This window comes from Prosthecodimorpha hirschii (assembly GCF_001305515.1).
Lineage (GTDB): Bacteria > Pseudomonadota > Alphaproteobacteria > Rhizobiales > Ancalomicrobiaceae > Prosthecodimorpha > Prosthecodimorpha hirschii.
Map to the genome: position 1 here is coordinate 4,246,743 of NZ_LJYW01000001.1, position 19,442 is coordinate 4,266,184.

Annotated in this window: 14 protein-coding genes; 6 read left to right on the top strand and 8 right to left on the bottom strand. The window is 69.6% G+C overall.

Annotated elements, in window-relative coordinates; genetic code table 11:
• Positions 1-69 precede the first annotated feature (69 nt).
• Positions 70-1,536 carry a M48 family metalloprotease gene (locus tag ABB55_RS18685; protein ID WP_054362164.1) on the top strand — a complete coding sequence of 489 codons (1,467 nt, stop codon included), beginning with the start codon at positions 70-72 and terminating at the stop codon, positions 1,534-1,536.
• Positions 1,537-3,288: 1,752 nt separating this feature from the next.
• On the opposite strand, the gene ABB55_RS18690 is transcribed toward ABB55_RS18685, so the two are convergent.
• The 3 genes from ABB55_RS18690 to ABB55_RS18700 all read right to left on the bottom strand — a co-directional run bounded on the left by ABB55_RS18690 (position 3,289) and on the right by ABB55_RS18700 (position 9,781).
• A complete protein-coding gene (locus tag ABB55_RS18690) occupies positions 3,289-3,723 on the bottom strand; it encodes an RNA-binding S4 domain-containing protein (protein ID WP_054360151.1) in 435 nt (144 codons plus the stop codon).
• A gap of 55 nt (positions 3,724-3,778) precedes the next feature.
• Positions 3,779-7,234: a helicase-related protein gene (locus ABB55_RS18695; RefSeq protein ID WP_054360152.1), complete on the bottom strand. Its 3,456-nt coding sequence runs from the start codon at positions 7,232-7,234 to the stop codon at positions 3,779-3,781.
• A gap of 1,713 nt (positions 7,235-8,947) precedes the next feature.
• Positions 8,948-9,781 (bottom strand): DUF3108 domain-containing protein, encoded by an 834-nt coding sequence (locus ABB55_RS18700; protein ID WP_054360153.1) that lies wholly within the window; start codon positions 9,779-9,781, stop codon positions 8,948-8,950.
• A 245-nt stretch (positions 9,782-10,026) separates the two neighbouring features.
• Here ABB55_RS18700 and ABB55_RS18705 point away from each other — a divergent pair, with 245 nt between their 5' ends.
• The 3 genes from ABB55_RS18705 (at position 10,027) to ABB55_RS18715 (ending at position 11,390) form a co-directional block, all read left to right on the top strand.
• Positions 10,027-10,329: a hypothetical protein gene (locus ABB55_RS18705; protein WP_054360154.1), complete on the top strand. Its 303-nt coding sequence runs from the start codon at positions 10,027-10,029 to the stop codon at positions 10,327-10,329.
• Between the two features lie 132 nt (positions 10,330-10,461).
• Positions 10,462-10,755, top strand: coding sequence for a 50S ribosomal protein L28 (gene rpmB, locus ABB55_RS18710; protein WP_054360155.1), 294 nt, complete (start codon positions 10,462-10,464; stop codon positions 10,753-10,755).
• 44 nt (positions 10,756-10,799) lie between these two features.
• Positions 10,800-11,390 carry a queuosine precursor transporter gene (locus ABB55_RS18715; protein ID WP_054360156.1) on the top strand — a complete coding sequence of 197 codons (591 nt, stop codon included), beginning with the start codon at positions 10,800-10,802 and terminating at the stop codon, positions 11,388-11,390.
• 118 nt (positions 11,391-11,508) lie between these two features.
• On the opposite strand, the gene ABB55_RS18720 is transcribed toward ABB55_RS18715, so the two are convergent.
• The 5 genes from ABB55_RS18720 to ABB55_RS18740 all read right to left on the bottom strand — a co-directional run bounded on the left by ABB55_RS18720 (position 11,509) and on the right by ABB55_RS18740 (position 17,643).
• The gene (locus ABB55_RS18720; protein WP_054360157.1) at positions 11,509-12,336 is read right to left on the bottom strand and encodes a DUF3108 domain-containing protein; all 828 of its coding nucleotides are present in this window, start codon (positions 12,334-12,336) and stop codon (positions 11,509-11,511) included.
• A 378-nt stretch (positions 12,337-12,714) separates the two neighbouring features.
• Entirely contained in the window at positions 12,715-13,758 is a 1,044-nt protein-coding gene (locus tag ABB55_RS18725; RefSeq protein WP_054360158.1) for an esterase-like activity of phytase family protein, read from the bottom strand.
• Between the two features lie 65 nt (positions 13,759-13,823).
• On the bottom strand, positions 13,824-15,707 hold the full coding sequence (gene cobT, locus ABB55_RS18730; RefSeq protein WP_054360159.1) for a cobaltochelatase subunit CobT: 1,884 nt from the start codon (positions 15,705-15,707) through the stop codon (positions 13,824-13,826).
• A gap of 15 nt (positions 15,708-15,722) precedes the next feature.
• Complete coding sequence (cobS, locus tag ABB55_RS18735) at positions 15,723-16,709, bottom strand: cobaltochelatase subunit CobS (protein ID WP_054360160.1); 987 nt, start codon at positions 16,707-16,709, stop codon at positions 15,723-15,725.
• Between the two features lie 307 nt (positions 16,710-17,016).
• A complete protein-coding gene (locus ABB55_RS18740; RefSeq protein WP_054360161.1) occupies positions 17,017-17,643 on the bottom strand; it encodes a J domain-containing protein in 627 nt (208 codons plus the stop codon).
• Positions 17,644-17,771: 128 nt separating this feature from the next.
• Here ABB55_RS18740 and ABB55_RS18745 point away from each other — a divergent pair, with 128 nt between their 5' ends.
• Together ABB55_RS18745 and ABB55_RS18750 are read left to right on the top strand one after the other, a co-directional pair.
• On the top strand, positions 17,772-18,047 hold the full coding sequence (locus tag ABB55_RS18745) for a BolA family protein (protein WP_054360162.1): 276 nt from the start codon (positions 17,772-17,774) through the stop codon (positions 18,045-18,047).
• Positions 18,048-18,265: 218 nt separating this feature from the next.
• Entirely contained in the window at positions 18,266-19,417 is a 1,152-nt protein-coding gene (locus ABB55_RS18750; RefSeq protein WP_244472075.1) for a hypothetical protein, read from the top strand.
• Positions 19,418-19,442: the final 25 nt, after the last annotated feature.

Here is a 19,442-nt window from a genome sequence, read left to right on the forward strand (position 1 = left end):
GGCGGGACCCGGCGCGTCGCCGACGCGGCCGGCCCCGGGCGCGCGCCTGGTCCCGGGCGTTTGCCCGGCATGCGGCGGCCCGCCGCCTGGCGGCTGGCGCCGGCCTTCGCGCTCGCCCTCATGCTCGCCGGCTGCAACGCGGTGGTCGGCACCACCGATTCCATGATCGATACCGGGCCGGCGGTGGCGACCGCCAATGCGGCCGCCGGCATCAATCCACCAGCGCAGGACCCGGAGCATAGTCGCATCGTCGCCACCTATGGCGGCCTCTACGACGACCCCAATGCCGCCCGGGCGGTCGCGCGCGCGGTTGGCCGGCTGGTCGCGGCCTCCGACGATCCGTCGCAGTCCTATCGGATCACCATCCTCAACTCGCCGGTCGTCAACGCCTTCGCGCTGCCGAGCGGCAATCTCTACGTGACGCGCGGCCTGCTGGCGCTCGCCAACGACACCTCCGAGGTGGCCGCCGTCGTCGCCCACGAGATGGCCCATGTCACGGCCCGCCATGCCGTCGCCCGCGCGCGCCGGCAGGAGGCCGCGCAGGTCGTCAACCGGGTGGTCTCCAACGTCTCGCAGGAGAGCGACGCGCGCCTTGCCCTGACGGCGACGCAGATGTCGCTCGCCCGCTTCAGCCAGGTGCAGGAGCTGGAGGCCGACAGCGTCGGCGTGCGCACCCTGGCGCGGGCCGGCTTCGATCCTTTCGCGGCCTCGCGCTTCCTGAGCTCGATGGCCCGCTATGCGGCGTTCCGCTCGCTGCGGCCGGCCGCCAACAGTTCCAACGGCAAGCCGGACTTCCTGTCCTCTCATCCCTCGACGCCGGAGCGGATCGCCTTCGCGGTGCGCGCCGCGCGCGAGATCGGCGCGCCGGGCATCGGCGAGCAGGAGCGCGACGCCTTCCTGCAGGGTCTCGACGGCATGGTCTATGGCGATGACCCCTCCGAGGGCTTCGTGCGCGGCCGGGCCTTCCTGCACAAGGCGCTCGGCATCCAGTTCGGCGTGCCGAGCGGTTTCGCCCTGGAAAACACCTCCAAGGCGGTGCTGGCCACCAATGCGGCCGGCACGGCCCTGCGCTTCGACGGCGTGGCGGTGCCGGTGACCACCACGCTGACCGACTATATCCAGTCGGGCTGGATCAACGGCCTGCAGGCCGACAGCGTGCAGGCGACCCGGATCGGCGACTACGACGCCGCCACCGCCACCGCGGTCGCCGACGGCTGGACCTTCCGGATCGGCGTCGTCCGCAAGGACCGCACCACCTATCGCTTCATCCTCGCCGCGCAGGACCCGACCGTCCTGACCGATCAGGTATTCCGCGAGACGATGGAGAGCTTCCGCGAATTGTCGCCGACCGAATCGGCCCGCCTGCGCCCCTTGCGGATTCGCGTCCACAAGGTCCGTTCGGGCGACACGATCGAGCGGCTGGCCGAGTCCATGCAGGGCGTCGACCGCAAGCTCGAACTGTTCCGCGTCCTGAACGGCCTCGACGGCGCCGACACCATCGAGGCCGGCCGGATGGTCAAGCTGGTGGTGGACTGAGGCCATCGCTCCGCACGCGGTTCGGGACGGGAAGGCGCGGACAGATCGGGTGTTCGCTCCCGGACCTGGGGGTGCGCTACGATCTTCCAGCGCATCCCCGGACAAGGCCCGTGAGGGCCGCCGATCCGGGGCCACCTCGCCTCGCGAACGGCAGCAAGATTGCGTTCGAAAACAAGGTCTTGCGGCACGCTCGCAGCAGAGTAGGTCCCGGCTCTCCGCTTCGCTGCGGCCGGGAATGCGTTGAGAGATGGTCTATCGACGGCGAATGCCCAAGGGGCTCGCTCGGTCCCTCAACGGCATCCCCGGACAAGGCCCGTGAGGGCCGCCGATCCGGGGCCCACTCGCCTCGCGAGCAGCAGCAAGATTGCGTTTGAAAACAATGTCTTGCGGTACGGTCGCAGCAGAGTAGGTCCCGGCTCTCCGCTTCGCTGCGGCCGGGAAGGCGTTGAGAGATCGGGTGTTCGCTCCCGGACCTGGGGGTGCGATACGATCTTCCAGCGCATCCCCGGACAAGGCCCGTGAGGGCCGCCGATCCGGGGCCACCTCGCCTCGCGAGCGCCGGCAAGATTGCGTTCAAAAACAAGCTCTTGCGGCCCGTTGACAGCAGAGTGGGTCCCGGCTCTCCGCTACGCTCCGGCCGGGAAGGCGTTGAGGGATAGTCTATCGACAGCGAATGCCCAGGGACTCGCCCGATCCCGCAACGGCATCCCCGGACTAGGCCCGTGAGGGCCGCCGATCCGGGGCCTACTCGCCTCGCAGCGGAAGAAAAATTTCGTTCAAAAACAAGCTCTTGCGACACGCTCGCAGCAGAGTGGGTCCCGGCTCTCCGCTTCGCTGCGGCCGGGAATGCGTTGAGGGATCAGGTGTTCGCTCCCGGATCTGGGGGTGCTCTACGATCTTCCAGCGCATCCCCGGACAAGGCCCGTGAGGGCCGCCGATCCGGGGCCTACTCGCATCCCAGCGCTGGCAAGATTTCGTTCGAAAACAAGGTCTTGCGGCACGCTCGCAGCAGAGTGGTTCCCGGCTCTCCGCTTCACTGCGGCCGGGAATGCGTTGAGAGATGGGGTGGTCACTCCCGGATCTGGGGGGCACGCTACGATCTTGCGGCGCATCCCCGGACAAGGCCCGTGAGGGCCGCCGATCCGGGGCCTACTCGCCTCGCGAGCAGCAGCAAGATTGCGTTCGAAAACAAGGTCTTGGCGGCACGCTCGCAGCAGAGTGGGTCCGGCTCTCCGCTCCGCTCCGGCCGGGAATGCGTTGCGGGATCGTCTATCGGCAGCGAATGCCCAGGGGCTCGTCCGATCCCTCAGCGGATCCCCGGACAAGGCCCGTGAGGGCCGCCGATCCGGGGGGCCACCTCGCCTCGCGAGCGGCAGCAAAATTGCATTCAAAAACAAGGTCTTGCGGCCCGTTGACAGCAGAGTGGGTCCCGGTTCTCCGCTGGCGCTCCGGCCGGGAAGGCGTTGAGAGATGGGGTGGTCACTCCCGGATCTGGGGGGCACGCTACGATCTTGCGGCGCATCCCCGGACAAGGCCCATGAGGGCCGCCGATCCGGGGCCACCTCGCCTCGCAGCGCCGGCAAGATTGCGTTCGAAAACAAGGTCTTGCGATATGCTCGCAGCAGAGTAGGTCCCGGCTCTCCGCTGGCGCTGCGTCCGGGAATGCGGTGCGGGATGGTGCCTGTGCATGCGGTTCTTTCCGCGCGCGAGACGGGCGCGTGCTGCGATCGCTCCTCTGCCCGCGCTTCGGCCTCAGAAGCCGTCGTCGGGATCGGGCTCGAAGGCGTCCATGCGGCGGCGGTCGCGTTTGGTCGGGCGGCCGGTGCCGGGGTCGCGCAGGGCCGGGGCGGGCTCGCGGGCCTCGCGCGGCGGCGGGGGCGGGCTCAGATCCTCGTAGAGGCGTTGCGCTTCGGGCGCCGAACCGCGCCGGTCGGCAAAGCCTGAGACCTTCAGGATCAGCACGCGATGCGGCAGCGTGATGGTCAGCACGTCGCCGAGGCGGACGACGTCGCTGGACTGGTCGACCTTCTCGCGGTTCTTGCGCACATGCCCCGCCTCGGCGAGCTTCTGCGCCAGACTGCGCGTCTTGACCACGCGCGCATGCCAGAGCCACTTGTCGATGCGCTGCCGGCCGGCTGCCGCCGTGCCGCCGCCGGTCTGGGGTGCGTCGCCTCGGTCCTCGGCCATCCCGCCTCACCGGATGCGAAAGCGGGGTGCAGTCGCCCGCACCCCGCATCCCACGTCACTTCTTGCCCTTCTGCTCCAGTTCCGCCTTGAGGGCGGCGAGCTTGGCAAAGGGCGAGTTCGGATCGATCGGCTTCTCGGGGCGCTTCGGGCGATCGTCGCGGCGCGGACCGCTGCCGCTGCCCTGGTTCCCCTTCCAGCCTTCGCGCTGGCTGCCGTCGCGGTGACCACCTTCGCGGTGCCCCCCGTCGCGCTGGCCCCCGTCGCGCTGGCCGCCGTCACGATGACCGCCGCCGTCGCGCGGGCCGCCGTCGCGATTGAAGCGCTCGCGGCCGCCGTCGCGCGGACGGTCGCCACGCCCTTCCGGACGGTCGCCGCCCCCGCCGCGACGCTCGCCGCCTTCGCGCTTCTGTTCGCCCTCGCCGCCGGCCGGCCGAGGACCGCGTCCCTCGGCACGGTTGGCGCCGCCCTCGCGCGGCGCACGCTGCGGGCCGCGCTGGTCGCGACCGCGCGCACCCGGCTCGCGCCGCTCGAACCGGCCCGGCCGCCAGATCTCGATCTCGACCTGTTCGGTGGCCGGCTCCGAAGCCGCCGGCTCGACCGCTGCCGTCCTGTCGGCATCTGCCGCGGTTTCGGTATCCGCCGCCACCTCGGCATCCGCCGCCGGTTCGGCATCCGCAGCGGGTTCGACAGCCGCCGACGCCTCGGCATCGTCCGATGCCGCTTCGACCGGCTCGGACTCGGCCGTCTCGGTGATCTCGTTCAGAGCCTCGGTGACCAGGACCTCCTCGGCCGCCGCCAGGGCTTCCGGCCCGCCGTCGCTTTCGGAGGCCGCGAAGGTGGCCAGCGTCTCGACACGCTCGGCAATGGCCGCGACCTCGTCGGCCGTCGGCTCGCCGGCCGCCGTTTCGATCGTTTCGGCCGGGGCCGCGGCCTCGCCCGACAGTTCCGCGTCCGGCGCTGCCGCAGCGTCCGCCGGCGCGGTCGTTTCGGTCTCGGTGCCGGCCGACGCCGCCTCAGCGGCGGGGGCCGCGACCGGGCGGGTCACCTTGCGGCGCTCCAGGCGGTAGCCGAGCGATTTCAGGATCGAGGCGAAGTCCTCGCCCGAGCATCCGACCAGCGACGTCATGGCGACCGTCACGGCGAAGCCGCCGCCGCCCGGGACTGCGCCGTCCGGCGGCTGAACGCTCGGATCGAGCGGCTTCCAGGCGATCAGCGGCCGGACCAGGTCGGCCAGCCGCTCCAGGATGTCGATGCGCACGGCGCGCTCGCCGCAGACGCGGTAGCCGACCACCTTGTAGAGCGCCTTCGGGATGGTCTTGTCGACCGGGATCGAGGTCCGGCCGGACATCGACAGCTGGTGCAGCCCGTTGACCACCTGGGCGTCGACATTGCCGTTCTTGAGCGCCCAGAGCTGCGCGATCAGGCCGCTCGGGGCGGGCTTGAGCAGCAGCGGCAGGAAGATGTGATAGGCACCGAAACGCACGCCGTATTTGCGCAAAGAGGCGCGCATCGGCTGGTCCAGAGCCTTGACCTCGTCGGCGATGTGCTGGCGTTCCAGCACGCCGAGCGCCTCGATCAGCTGGAAGGCGACGCCGCGCGCCATGCCCTCCAGATCGGGGGCGTCGCGCAGGTCGATCAGCGGCTTCAAGAGCCCCTCGACATGGGCCTTGACCCACAGCGCCAGCCGGGTGTCGACCTTCTCGCGCGCCGGCCCCGTCAGCTGGTCGTCGGCCAGCACGATGACGGCCGGCGTCAGGGCGTTCTGCCCGACGGAGAGCTTGGCGATGGCCTGGCCGAGCCAGCGGATGGTGCCGTCGGAGGCCAGGGCGAACTCGCCGTTGGGGGCCTTCGACAGCTTCTCCGCCCGCGTCTCGATCTCGCTGGCAAGCGACTTGGCCGCGGCATTGCGCACGGCCTTGGCGTCCGTACCCTCCGCGGTCTGATCCGGCGCAAACCGGAAGCCGTCCAGGTGTCCGACACGATGGCCTTCGACGAGGACGTCCCCTTCGGCCGTGATTTCCGCTTCGAGCATGGCGTTCTCTCTCAGACGTCTCATGAGTACCGACGTCCTGCGATCCACGAAACGCTGTGTGAGGCGATCGTGCAAGGCATCGGACAGCCGATCTTCGACGGCGCGGGTCGTTTCGCGCCAATATGTGGGATCCATGACCCAGTCGGGCCGGTTTGCAATGAAGGTCCAGGTCCGGATGTGTGCGATCCGGTTGGAGATCGTATCGATGTCGCCTTCCGTCTTGTCGGCCTCGGATACCGCGCGCGCAAACCAGTCGTCCGGAATGCGCCCGCGGCGGACGAGATAATCATAGACGGTGGTGACCAGTTCGGCATGGTTGGCCGGCGCGATCTTGCGATAGTCCGGCAGCGCGCAGACCTCCCAGAGCAGGCGCACCCGGTCGGGCTTGTCGGCGAGCGACGTGATCAGGTCGTCGCGGGCGGCGAAGTCGAGCGCCGTGTAGTCGTCCGCCGGCGGCGCGCGGGTCAGGCCCTCCTCGCGCGGCACCTCGTCGAGGGCGGCGCGCAGCGCGCGGATCGAGCCGAAATCCAGGTGCGAGTTGCGCCACTGGATGGTCTTCAGGGGTGCGAACTGATGGCTTTCGAGGGCCTGGACCAGCTCGTCGTCGAAATCGTCGACGCGGCCGGTGACCCCGAAGGTGCCGTCGCGCAGGTGGCGGCCGGCCCGGCCGGCGATCTGGCCGAGCTCGCCGGCGGTCAGCTGGCGGTACTGGTAACCGTCGAACTTGCGGTTGCCGGCGAATGCGATGTGGTCGACATCGAGATTGAGGCCCATGCCGATCGCGTCGGTGGCGATCAGGGTGTCGACATCGCCGGACTGGAACAGCTCGACCTGCGCGTTGCGGGTGCGCGGCGACAGCGCGCCGAGCACCACGGCCGCGCCGCCGCGCTGGCGGCGGATCAGTTCGGCGATGCCGTAGACCTCGTCGGCCGAGAAGGCGACGATGGCCGAGCGCGGCGGCAGGCGGGTGATCTTCTTGGAGCCCGAATAGGTCAGGAGCGACATGCGCGGCCGGGTGACCACGTTCAGGCCGGGCAGCAGCTTTTCGAGGAGCCCGCGGATCGTCGCGGCGCCGAGCAGCAGCGTCTCGCCGCGCCCGCGCAGGTTCAGGATGCGGTCGGTGAAGACGTGGCCGCGTTCGAGATCGCCGGCGAGCTGGACCTCGTCGATGGCGACGAACTGGACATCGGTCTCGCGCGGCATGGCCTCGACGGTCGAAACCCAGTAGCGCGCCTTCTCGGGAACGATCTTCTCCTCGCCGGTGACCAGCGCGACCGCATCGGCCCCGGCGCGGGCAACCAGCTTGCCGTAGACCTCGCGGGCGAGCAGGCGCAGCGGCAGGCCGATCAGCCCGCTCTCATGCGCCAGCATCCGTTCGATGGCGAGATGGGTCTTGCCGGTGTTGGTTGGCCCGAGCACGGCCGTCACGGTCTTGGCCCGGATGGTCGGCGGCAGGGGGCCGCGTACCGCATGAGTCATCGGCCGGCTCCGCGAAGGTTCGGACCGGTCGGCCTGCAGGCGGATCGACCGGTCCGGGCGGAGATCGCCCCCGGCGGGACCTGCGAAGCTGCGGCGAAGGGCACTTCCAATCGACTCATACCATCCGTGTCGCGGCATCCGCGGCGAACCGCGAAGCCGTCGGGCAAGGTGAGGCCGCAACGCCTCGACCGCTTCGTCCACCGTCCCCGATCGGCCGGCAGCCGGGCGGTCAACGCCCTATCCTCGTTGTCGCGGCCGGGCCGTCCCGATCGCGTCCGGCGCCCCGGCTTCGCCTGGAAGCCCGGACCTGCTCCGGCCGGCCAAGGCCGTGCCGTCGCACCGGTTGGAAGCTGATTTAGCACAGCGGCTCGCGGTGCGCCCGCCTTTTCGTCAGGCGCCGGCCCGCGGACGGGCGGCCATCCTTCAGGAGATCCGACAACCGGAACGAGTCTGGAACGAAGAGTGTCCGAATCGCTGATTCAAAACGATTCAGGATTCGTTCACGCCCACATCTGGTTGGCGATATCGCCCCGGACACGAAATCCTGATTCGGGCCAACGGGTTGGGCGGACGCTCCGGCGGCCCGTCAAGACCTTGGTGCCGGTTCGGGGCACAGTCTGGTAGATAGACGGAATTGCATGTTATGATTGTACCGGCTGGTCGTCTTCAGAAAGGCTCGAACCCTGAACAGGCCGGGCACGAATCGCCGTTCGGCCGAAATTCCGCCTTCGTTCTCAACCCGATATGGGGAGAAACCCGCGCCGGGCCACAAGATCCGGCAAGGTTCGGGCCGATCTGGCGCCGCGCCCGGGGCGGCGCCTTAACACTTGCGTTCCGGAACGGGACCGCCGGCGGGCGGCGGGTCCACCCGGCGGCGGCGCAGGCTGGTATTCACCTTCGGACCGGAGCCGGAACAGGGCCGGCACGAATCGGCGTTTCGGGCATCTTCGGCCTTTGTTCGCACGACATCTGGGCCTCGACAGGGGCGGCGGCCCAACATGCGGGAGGCGGCTCCGGCGGCAGATCCGGCGGCCGCAGACCGCCGTTTACCGATGCGCCCCGGAACGGGACGGCGCACTGACGGGCGGTCCCCAAGGCCCCGCGGGCGCCGACGGGATCGCCATGGCGGCCGTCGCGGGCCGGCTGGCCCGTCCGCGTTCACGATCGGACCGGAGCCGGAACAAGGTGGGCACGAATCATCGTTCCGCGCCTGTTGCCTCAATGTTCGCCCGATATCTGGGGCACCCGCGCCGATCGCGACACAAGATGGCGCGGACGGCCCGGCCGGCGGCACGGACGTCCGCGGTGAGCCGTTTACCGATCCGGCCCGAAGCGGGACGCCGGCGCGGCGACGCCCCTCGGCGCCGGTCCCGCGCGGCGATCGACGCCGCGCCGCGGCCCGGTCCGCCGGGTGGCGTCGCGCCGCGGCAGCGCCGTTAACGGGTCGCCGAAACCGCGAACACGCCGGGCACGAATCGGTGCCGGCTTGATCTTCGCGGTTCGTTCTCGCCAGGGCTGGGGTCGTTCGGCCCGCGGGACACCTCACCTGGATCGGACCCGCCGATCGGCAACCCGCCGAACCCGTTGCAGATCAACATCTTCGTGCCGGAACGGGACGCCCGGCGCCGGCCTGGCTCGGCATCCGAGCAACAAAAAGGGGCGCCCCGAAGGACGCCCCGTCAATCATTCAATCAATCGGTCGGCCGGCCTCGGTCAGCGTGCGGCGTGGCTGCCGGCGATCACCTGGAAGCGGTCGGCCTGGACCACCAGCAGGCCGCTCATGGTTTCGACCGCGATGCGCACCGGCACCATCAGGCCGCTGTCGCCGACCGGTGCGAGCGCCATTTCGAGGTTGCGATTCTCGGCCATGAACCGGGTTCCGGCACGATCCGGCTTGTGGCCGGAGACCGGGATCCAGCGCGCCGCGCAGACCACGGCCGGCCCGCTATAGCCGGGCTTGGCGACAGCGTCGGTGCGCTTGTAGCTGAGCTTCACGTCGTAGCGCGTCCAGCCGTCGTAGATCGGCAGGGTTCGCTCGCACACCTCCCGCCCGGCCGCGCCGTCGCGCCGGGCGATCGGGACCAGGATCGCGCTCAGCGGGTCGAGCACGTCGCGGCGATGGGCCGCGGTGACCGGGATCCGCTCGTCGTCGTCCTTCAGCGGCGGTTCGACGTCGAGGTCGCGGACCGACCCGGCGGCCAGTGCCATCGTGACATGGTGGTCCTTCTTGTCGCCCGAGCCTTCGAGCAGATAGCTCGCCGGAATCGGACGGTCGGGGCGCAGCGTGCCGGTCGACTTGGCCTCGCCGCGGGCGCCGGACATGACCTTGCCGACGCCGGCGGTGCGGTATCCGACCCGGGCCGTATAGGCATCCTTCTCGACCTTGACGGCCAGATTGCCCTTGGCGAGCGCGAAGCCGCCGAGCGTGATGTCGTAGCTGGCCGCCACCTCGCCGTCGGCCGCGAAGGCCGGTCCGAACGGGATCGCGGGGGAGGCGAGCACGGCGCACAGCAGGACCGCACGGGTGGATTGGACGGATGACGGCACTGGACAACTCCCGTGTGACTCTGACGCCGGGCTAGGCTTCGAATGGGCCGAATGTTTGGCCCTTATGGTCAATGCCCGGTTAACGCCCTCGGCCGGGCGGCATGGCGGCGGGCCGCTGTGGCCCCGGAGCCGCGCCGTCCGGGGCCAGCCGGCGGGCCCCAGCCGGCGGGCGCCGGTCGGCCGGCACGAATGCGGTTGCCGCCGGCAGGCCCGCCCGCTAAGCCAGATGGGGAAACGGAGCCGCCATGAACCTCGTCGTCCTCACCGTGATCGCCTTTCTGGCCGGCGGCATCGGGGCCGCCCGCCTCAACGGGCTTGTCCCCTGGGCCGGTGCGGCGATCGCGGCGGCGTCCGCGGCGGGGTTCCTGATCGGCCGCAGCGTCGTGCCGGGCGACGCGACCGTCCCGTTCCTGCTCGGGCTGGTCGGGGCGGGCGCGATCGGCAGCCTGCTGCGGCTCGGCGCCCAGGCGACCGGCATGGTGCTGGTCGGCGCGATCATCGCCGCAGCGGTCGTCTTTCTGGCCGGGCGGCAATTCGGCCTGGGATGAACGGCCGGCACGGCCCCGGCGGGCTTGACGCCGTCCGGCGCCTCCCTCTATATGGCGGCCAATTCTCCCGACCCTCGTGAGACGATCAACCGGGGCCTTTCGCGGGCCCGGACGCGTAGAAGGATTATCGCCATGGCTCGGCGCTGCGAACTGACGGCCAAGGGTGTCCAGGTCGGACACAATGTCAGCCACGCCAACAACAAGACGAAGCGGCGCTTCCTGCCGAACCTCGTCAACGTCTCGCTGATCTCGGAGGCCCTCGGCCGCACCGTGCATCTGCGCATCACCGCCCATGCGCTGCGCTCGGTCGAGCACCGCGGCGGCCTCGACGCGTTCCTGGCCAAGGCCGACGCGCTCGACCTGTCGCCGCGCGCCCGCCTCCTGAAGCGCGAGATCGAGGCGGCCGCGCCCGCCTCGGCGGCGTGACGGCGAAAGCCCCCGAACGCGCCATTCTGACGGCCGTTGGCGCCATGACCCTGGTGGTCGTGGCGTCGAACGTGCTTGTACAGTATCCGGTCGCGTTCAGGGTCGGGGCGCTCGATCTTGCCGAAATCCTGACCTGGGGCGCCTTCACCTATCCGGTGGCGTTTCTGGTCACCGATCTGACCAATCGCTGGTTCGGGGTCGCCACGGCGCGAAACGTCGTGCTGGCCGGCTTTGCCGTGGCGATCGTGCTGTCGGCCTTCCTGTCGACGCCGCGCATCGCGCTGGCCTCCGCCACCGCCTATCTGGTCGGTCAGATGGCCGACGTGCTCCTGTTCGACCGGTTGCGCCGCGTGCGCGCCTGGTGGGAGGCGCCGCTGGTCGCCTCCGCGTCGGGCTCCGTGCTCGATACGCTGGTGTTCTTCACGCTCGCCTTCGCGCCGGCTCTGTCCGGCCTGCTCGGCGCCGGCGATGCCTTCGCGGCCGAATCGGCGCCGGCCTTCGGGCTGCTCGCCGTCGAGGTGCCGCGCTGGATGTCCTGGGCGGCGGCCGACTTCTCCGTGAAGATGCTGTTCGCGGCGCTGCTGCTGGCGCCTTATCGCGGGTTGATGAACCGCGTCGTGCCCTATCCGGCCTGACCGGGCCGCGGGGTCGTTCCGGTTCGTCTCAGCCCTATCAAAAGGCCCGGCCGCATGTCGATGCGTTGCCGGGCCTTTTCGTTTGCCGTGATCGAGCCCGCGCGCGGCGCGGCGCGGCTCAGCGGTTGTCGTTGCTGCGCAGCAGAGGCGCACCGGAGGCGACGGCTTCCGGCGCGGCGGCGGCGGTCTCGCCCTGGCTGGCGGTGCTGCCGAGCCGCGTGCCCTTGACCTCGAAACGCGAGGCGCTGACCACCAGAAGACCGGCCGGCGTGCCGATATTGACCCGGTAGGGCAGCATCACGCCGGTCGTGCCGACCGGCACGAAGGTGATCGAGAACTCGATGTTGCGCTCGTACTTTTCCTGCTCGGGCGTCAGCGGGCGGAAGCCGGCGATCGGCCGATAGTTGACCGCGCAGATGATCGCCGGGCCGGAATAGGAGCCGGGCTGGCCCTGGATATCCGTCTTGGCGCCATAGACGAGCCTGAGATCGTAGCGCACCCGACCGTCGAAGACCCGGAGGGTGCGGTTGCAGACCTTCGGCGTCAGGACGTCCTTCGGGTTGCCCATGGTGACCACGAAGGCCGCCAGCGGATCGATCACGCCCTGCTTGTGGGCCGCCGTCACGGGGATGCGCGCGTCGGGATTGGACGAGCGCAGTTCCGTCGCCCGGACCGACGCCACCGACCCGCCCGAGAAGGTCATGTTGACCTCGTTGGCGATCGGCCCGCCGTTGATGGCCATCGAATAGGAGCGGGACGAGGGGCTGCCGGGCACGGCGCGCCCCGAGGCGCTGGCCTCGGCCGAGCGGTTGGCGATCAGAGCCGCGAAGCCGCTGACCTGGGCACCGAGCGCGGCGCGATACTCGCCGGAATCCCCGAGCATGAAGGTGAGGTTGCCGGACGCGATCGAGAAGCCGCCGAGCGTGGCGTAGTAGGTCGCCTCCACGCTGGCTTCGTTCGCCGCTCCTGCAGGACCGGACGCAACGGCCGCCGCCACAGCGACCAATGCCGCGCATGCCCGGCTACGGCGTGCGCTCCCATTCCGGTGCACCGCGATCTCCATCCTGTACCTCCGTCGACCTCGACCGCGCCCCCGACGGTGTCGTCCAATCATGTTGCGTTGCCGGAATCAATCGCCGGCCGAACCGGACGGACGTTATGCCAAGATGTGTTTCCTTGGAACCGCATCTGGCGCTCATCCTGCGCGGAATTGATGCTGTGACGGGCGGGACGCCGACGACCGGGCACCTGCCGGAACGGGCGCGGAGCGGCGCACGGACCCCCGTCCGGACCGCCCGGCGCCGGCCCGCTCCGGCCCGGCGGCTCACTCCGGCAGGAGACGGAAGCGCAGCAACAGCGTGCGCTGGAGGATCGAGCGGTTGTCGTCCGAGATCAGCGTCAGGATCGTGGCGCCGTCCTCGGCGGTATCGACCGCGAGGCCTTCCATGTTGTCGATCTCGTCCGACAGGTCGGCCTGGAACAGGATCCGCCCTTCGAGCCGCGCGCCGGGCACGATCTCGGCCGCGGCGAAGCGGCGGATGCGGGCGCCGAGGCTGTCGGCGACCGTGAAACGCCGTTCGAGCACCAGGAGGTCGCCGCCGGGCAGGAAGGCGGCATCGGTCGGCATGAAGTCGTTCGACAGCGCGACCGTGAAGCGGCCCGGCTTCGGGCCGCCGATGATCCAGCCGAGGCTGTCGGTCTCGTTGCGCCGCGGCCCCTCGGCGATCGCCACGATGGCGCCGGCGATCGGCGACCCGGGTGGCGCCGCCGCCAGGCTCTCGAGGCCCTTGCCGTAGGCGAGGGTTGCGGTTTCGCCGGGAATGCCGTTGAGGCGCTCGCCGACGGCGCTCAGCGCCCCGGTCGGGAAGACCGCAAAGGGGAACCGCAGGATGCGGTGCCGGGTCTCGAAGCCGACGATCGCCTCGAAGCCGCCGGGCGCCGGACGCACGGCCAGGCTCTCGGCATCGGCGTCGCGCTTGTCCAGGAGCCGGCGGCCCTGCTCGACCACCGACGCCATGCGGATGCCGGACAGGCCTAAGGGCCGCCCGGCCGCATCGCTGTCGAGGCGCGCCGACAGCCAGAAGCCGACATCGGAGATCATCAGCAGGTCGCGGCCGTGGTCCGCGGTGACGATGCCGGAGAGGCCGCCGAAATGCGGGCTCGGGCTTCGGATGACCAGGCCGCCGAGCCATTCCAGCGCGCCGAAACGCGTTCCGGCCTTGCCGGCCCGGTCGAAGCTCTGCAGCCGCTCGATCTCGACCGTGGGGGCGAAGATGCCGTCCGGCGGGGTCGGATCGGCGCGCAGCGGGCTTGCCGGCGCGACGAGCACCGCAAGGCCGACGAGGCCGGCGGCGATCGCATGCGGCAACAGCCTGGCGCGGCCGGGTCCGGGCGCCGCACGGTCACGGCGGTTAAGGCGGCGGAACCGCGCGATCATCCGGCGCGTCGCCGCGGCGCGCCATGGCCCCGGGCGGACGCGGACGGCTGGTCTTCGAACAGCGCGGCCAGCTGCTCGGTCATGGCGCCGGCCAACTCCTCGGCGTCGACGATGGTCACGGCGCGCCGGTAGTAGCGGGTCACGTCGTGGCCGATGCCGATGGCGATCAGTTCGACCGGGCTGCGGGTCTCGATCTCCTCGATCACCTGGCGCAGGTGCCGTTCCAGATAGTTGCCGGGATTGACCGACAGGGTGCTGTCGTCGACCGGCGCGCCGTCGGAGATCATCATCAGGATCTTGCGCGCCTCGGGGCGGCCGATCAGGCGGGAATGCGCCCAGGTCAGCGCCTCGCCGTCGATATTCTCCTTCAGCAGCCCCTCGCGCATCATCAGGCCGAGATTGCGGCGGGCGCGGCGCCAGGGGGCATCGGCCGACTTGTAGACGATATGCCGGAGGTCGTTGAGCCGGCCGGGCGTCGCCGGCTTGCCCGCCTGCAGCCACGCCTCGCGCGCCTGGCCGCCCTTCCAGGCGCGGGTCGTGAAGCCGAGGATCTCGACCTTGACGCCGCAGCGTTCCAGCGTGCGCGCCAGAATGTCGGCGCAGGTCGCCGCCACCGTGATCGGCCGGCCGCGCATCGAGCCGGAATTGTCGATCAGCAGCGTCACCACCGTGTCGCGGAAGTCGGTATCGCTCTCCTTCTTGAAGGACAGCGGATGCATCGGGTCGATCACCACCCGGACGAGCCGGGAGGCGTCGAGGATGCCCTCCTCCAGGTCGAACTGCCAGGACCGGTTCTGCTGGGCGAGCAGGCGCCGCTGCAGGCGGTTGGCGAGCCGGGCGACCGCGCCCTGGAGATGGGCGAGCTGCTTGTCGAGATGCCCGCGCAGCCGTTCCAGCTCGGCGGTGTCGCAGAGCTCCTCGGCATGGATGATCTCGTCGAACTTGGTCGTGAAGACCTTGTACTCGAAGTCCGGCGCCCGGTTGGAATGCGGCGGTTCCGGGCGGCGCGCCTCGCCGGCCTCGTCGGCATCGGCGGCATCGTCCTCGGCCATGTCCTGGGCCTCGGCCTCGGAGGCCTCGCTGTCGCCCTCCTCGTCCTCGCCGGCGGCCTCGGCGGCTTCCGATTCGGTCTCCTCGGTCTCGTCCTGGGCGTCGCTCTCGCCCTGGTTCTGATCCTGGTTCTCCTGGCCCTGGTCGCCCTCGTTCTCGTCCTCGTCGCTCTCCGGTTCGGCGCCGAGTTCGTCGCCCATGTCGAGCGAGGCGAGCAGGTCGCGCACCGAGGAGGCGAAGCGCTTCTGGTTTTCGACCGTGACTTCCAGCTTGTCGAGCGCCGCCCCGGCCTTGTCCTCGATCCAGGGCCGCCACAGCTCGACGATCTTGGCCGCGCTCGGCGGCGGCTTCAGGCCGGTCAGCCGCTCGCGCACCATCAACGCGACGGCATCCTCCAGCGGCGCGTCGGCGCGGTCGGTGATGTCCTCGTAATTGCCGCGGTGGTAGCGGTCGTCGAGCATGGCGGTGAGATTCTGGGCGACGCCGGCCATGCGCCGCGAGCCGATCGCCTCGCAACGCGCCTGCTCGACGGCCTCGAACACCGCGCGCGCATTGCGGCCCTCCGGCTGCATGCTGCGATGCACGCCGACATCATGGCAGGCGAGCTTGAGCGCCATGGAATCGCCGAGCCCGCGCAGGATGGCGGCGTCGCGCAGGGTCATCTTGCGCGGCGGCTCCGGCAGGCGCGCCTTGGTGCCCGCCAGCACCGGGCGATCGGAGGCGAAGGCGACCTCCATCTCCGGCGTCTTGGCGATCGCCTTCATGCAGGCGGCGATGGCCTGCTTGAAGGGCTCGGTCGGGGGCGTCTGCTTGTCCTTGGGGCCTGCCATGGTGCGCGTTCGCGATCAGCTCAGGACCACGTTCAAGGCCGATTCCGGCAGGTCCTTGCCGAAGCAGCGCTGGTAGAACTCGGCCACCTTCGGCCGCTCGGTCTCGTCGCACTTGTTCAGGAACGTGACCCGGAAGGCGAAGCCGACATCGCCGAAGATGTCGGCATTCTCGGCCCAGGTCAGCACCGTGCGCGGGCTCATCACGGTCGACAGCTCGCCGGACATGAAGGCGTTGCGAGTCATGTCGGCGACGCGGACCATCTTGGAGACGATGTCCTTGCCGGCGTCCGAGTGGAAGTGCTTGGCCTTGGCCAGCACGATGTCGACTTCCTTGTCGTGCGGCAGGTAGTTCAGCGTCACGACGATCGACCAGCGGTCCATCTGGCCCTGGTTGATCTGCTGGGTGCCGTGATAGAGGCCGGAGGTGTCGCCGAGGCCGATCGTGTTGGCGGTCGCGAACAGGCGGAACCACGGGTGAGGGCGGATGACCCGGCTCTGGTCGAGCAGCGTCAGCTTGCCGGCGACCTCGAGCACGCGCTGGATCACGAACATCACGTCCGGGCGGCCGGCGTCATATTCGTCGAAGACCAGCGCGGTGTTGGTCTGCAGCGCCCAGGGCAGGATGCCGTCCCGGAACTCGGTCACCTGCTTGCCGTCGCGGATGACGATCGCATCCTTGCCGATCAGGTCGATGCGGCTGATGTGGCTGTCGAGGTTGACGCGCACGCAGGGCCAGTTCAGGCGGGCGGCGACCTGTTCGATATGGGTCGACTTGCCGGTGCCGTGGTAGCCCGAGATCATCACGCGGCGGTTCTTGGCGAAACCGGCCAGGATCGCCAGCGTGGTGTCGCGGTCGAACAGATAGTCGGGATCGAAGTCCGGAACGTGTTCGGACGGCTCCGAATAGGCTGGCACTTCGAGATCGGTATCGATGCCGAACACCTGCCGAACCGAGATCTTCATGTCGGGCACGAAGCTCGGGCCCTTATCCAACACAGTCATTTCGCCTCCGTGGCCGAGTACCGGAATACGCGGCGCCTTCGTCCCGTGGCCGAGTACCGGAATACTCGGCGCCTTCGTCCCGTGGCCGAACATCGGAATGTCCGGCGCTTTCGTCCTGTCGCGGCCGCATCGGAGCCCGGCTCGCGTCCGGTTCCGCCGCACCGGCCCGTCGCGTGGCGCGCACGTCGCGCGCCCCACAAGGTCAGTCCTTGTGTCATAATGCCATTTCGGCCGACTGGAAATCCAAAACGGCGACAGGGCGCGATTTCGGGCCTGCAGGGCAGGGTCGCGACACCGGCGCGGGCGGTCAGCAGAGGCCGGTCGTCTTGAGATAGTTGTAGGCCTCGATGATCTCCTGCAGGCGGCCCTCGGCGGAGCGGTCGCCGCCATTGGCGTCGGGGTGGTGGCGCTTCACCAATTCCTTGAAGCGCGCCTTGATGTCGGCCGGGCTGGCCGTCTCGGCGAGATTGAGCACGTCGAGCGACCGGCGCTCCAGGTTCTTGAGCTTGCGGCGCGGCTCCGGCTTCGGCTCCTCCTCGGCGGCGGTCGCGGAGAAGCGCGCCCGGCGGCGGAACAGGAAGAAGCGGTCGTCGTAGCGCGGCGGTGCGTCGCCCGGATCGCTCGGCCGGCGACCGGCATGGGAGTTGACACCCATCGTCCAGGTCGGCCGGTGGCCGGTCTGCGCGTCCTTCTGGTAGTCGGCGACGGCCTCGTCCTTCATCCCCGAGAAGTAGTTGTACGACTTGTTGTACAGCCGCACGTGGTCGATGCAGAAATGGTAATATTCGCCCTCCCGGTCACGCCCTTTCGGCGCCGGGTGAGTTCCCGCCTCGGCGCACCCGCCCCACTCGCAGGGCGGATGCGCTTCGCGCTGGATCCGCACTTCGTCGGGCTTGATGCGGATGCGATCGAAAATCTTGGATTCGAACTTCATCGCCCGATTATGGTGGCGGGACGCCCCTCCCACAAGCGTTCGCAGGGCGTCTCGCGCGGCCCGCCCCGCAGACCCGATCCGCATCGCGCGGCCCTTGCCGGGGGGCGTGCGGCTGCTATCCTGACCCCATGTCCGCACCGCAGTCGACCTACCGCGATCGAATCGTCACGAAACTGACCGCAGCCTTCGCGCCGGCGGCGCTCGACGTGATCGACGAGAGCGCGCAGCATCACGGCCATGGCGGCTGGCGGGAGGGCGGCGAAACCCATTTTCGGGTCCGCATCGCCGCGGCGGCCCTGGCCGGGCTCAGCCGGGTCGAGCAGCATCGCCGCATCAACGCCGTGCTGGCGGCCGAACTGGCCGAACGGGTCCATGCGCTCGCCATCGAGGCGACCGCGGCCTGATCGGCACCCGGCGGGTCATCGTCGGGCCGGCGGCATCCCGCCGTCGCATCACGAAAACTTCATCCGGTGACGGCATCCTGACAGACGGGCCGGTATGGCTCGGCTTGACCCGACCTCCGCGGGGGTGGATGGTGTCGGCGGGTGGTCGGGGGTTACCGGGCGGACCTCGCAACGCCGTTGCGGGGGACGAACGCGTTCCATTCGAGGAGATGATCCGCATGACGACCAACCGGTTCAATGCCGCTGCGGCCACGGTGCTGCTGGCGGGCGCGCTGGTGACTGGCCCGGCCTTCGCCCAGACGCAGAACCGCGCGCTCATGGAAATCCCGGCCGACAAGGCGCGGATCTCCGGTTCCATCACGATCGACTACAATTCGCGCTCGGAGCGGTCCCAGTCCAAGGAGGACGTTTACGAGATCGGCGAACTGGCCATCGCCGACCTGATGATCCTGCGTGGGACCATCAGCCGGGTGCCCGAGACCAATATGAACTATTCGGTGAAGTTCGACGTGGTGAACCCGAACAATCCGGGTCAGGTCGCCCGCGAAGTGGCGATCCTGCGCGGCGACGTGCCGATCGATTCCAACGGTCGCTACAATCCGGAGACCGGCAACCTTCGCATCGATATCGTGAAGGGCAACCAGGCGACCTACAAGTATAGCGGTGCCATCCAGGGCCGCGCCGTGGTGCGCTGGTGGGATGTCGCCAAGAAGCTGAAGTCGGCCGCCAAGGAGGCGACCAAGGCCTATTCGCGCTATGTCGACGGCAAGGTGATCACCATCCAGGTGAAGAACCCGGACCCGCTGCGCTTCGATCGGCTCGGCCTGGCCTCGGGTCCGTTTTCCTTCCTGGCCGAGACCAAGGTCTCCGGCGTGCTCGACTACGATTACGAGCTCGGCAACTGGCTGACCGACCAGAGCGGCGTCACCTTCACCTATGCGGTCGGCGACAAGGTCATCTCCGACAAGATCACCGGATCGATCCGCTTCGTGTCCGAGCCCGGCGAGATGACCGACGCCAAGGGCAAGAAGCACAAATACACGTCCTATTACGACTACAGCCTGCGCCTCAACGAGCAGCCGGTGAACAAGGATTCGGGCTTCTTCGGCGGGGATACGACCCAGGCCGATACCGATGCCTTCTTCTCGAATGCCGATACGACCAAGCCGGGCATCTACGGGCGGGTCTACTATTCGGACAGCGATACCGGCTGCAAGCGGGTGGCGGACGACAAGGGCACCCTCAAATGCGTCGGCCCGACCCGCAGCGAGGTCACCTACGACCTCAAGGGCGTCGGCGTGAACTATCAGCAGCTGGCCAACTGGGTGAAGCTGGAGCAGCTGATCATCGGGCCGTTCACCGACGAATGATGCCGACGGGCGGCTGCGGCCGTGG

What these genes read in the sequence shown, in the direction of transcription:
- ABB55_RS18685 (WP_054362164.1), top strand. Translation starts at nt 70, where the DNA reads ATGCGGCGGCCCGCCGCCTGGCGGCTGGCGCCGGCCTTCGCGCTCGCC.
- ABB55_RS18690 (WP_054360151.1), bottom strand. Translation starts at nt 3,723, where the DNA reads ATGGCCGAGGACCGAGGCGACGCACCCCAGACCGGCGGCGGCACGGCG.
- ABB55_RS18695 (WP_054360152.1), bottom strand. Translation starts at nt 7,234, where the DNA reads ATGACTCATGCGGTACGCGGCCCCCTGCCGCCGACCATCCGGGCCAAG.
- ABB55_RS18705 (WP_054360154.1), top strand. Translation starts at nt 10,027, where the DNA reads ATGAACCTCGTCGTCCTCACCGTGATCGCCTTTCTGGCCGGCGGCATC.
- rpmB (WP_054360155.1), top strand. Translation starts at nt 10,462, where the DNA reads ATGGCTCGGCGCTGCGAACTGACGGCCAAGGGTGTCCAGGTCGGACAC.
- ABB55_RS18715 (WP_054360156.1), top strand. Translation starts at nt 10,800, where the DNA reads ATGACCCTGGTGGTCGTGGCGTCGAACGTGCTTGTACAGTATCCGGTC.
- cobT (WP_054360159.1), bottom strand. Translation starts at nt 15,707, where the DNA reads ATGGCAGGCCCCAAGGACAAGCAGACGCCCCCGACCGAGCCCTTCAAG.
- cobS (WP_054360160.1), bottom strand. Translation starts at nt 16,709, where the DNA reads ATGACTGTGTTGGATAAGGGCCCGAGCTTCGTGCCCGACATGAAGATC.
- ABB55_RS18740 (WP_054360161.1), bottom strand. Translation starts at nt 17,643, where the DNA reads ATGAAGTTCGAATCCAAGATTTTCGATCGCATCCGCATCAAGCCCGAC.
- ABB55_RS18745 (WP_054360162.1), top strand. Translation starts at nt 17,772, where the DNA reads ATGTCCGCACCGCAGTCGACCTACCGCGATCGAATCGTCACGAAACTG.
- ABB55_RS18750 (WP_244472075.1), top strand. Translation starts at nt 18,266, where the DNA reads ATGACGACCAACCGGTTCAATGCCGCTGCGGCCACGGTGCTGCTGGCG.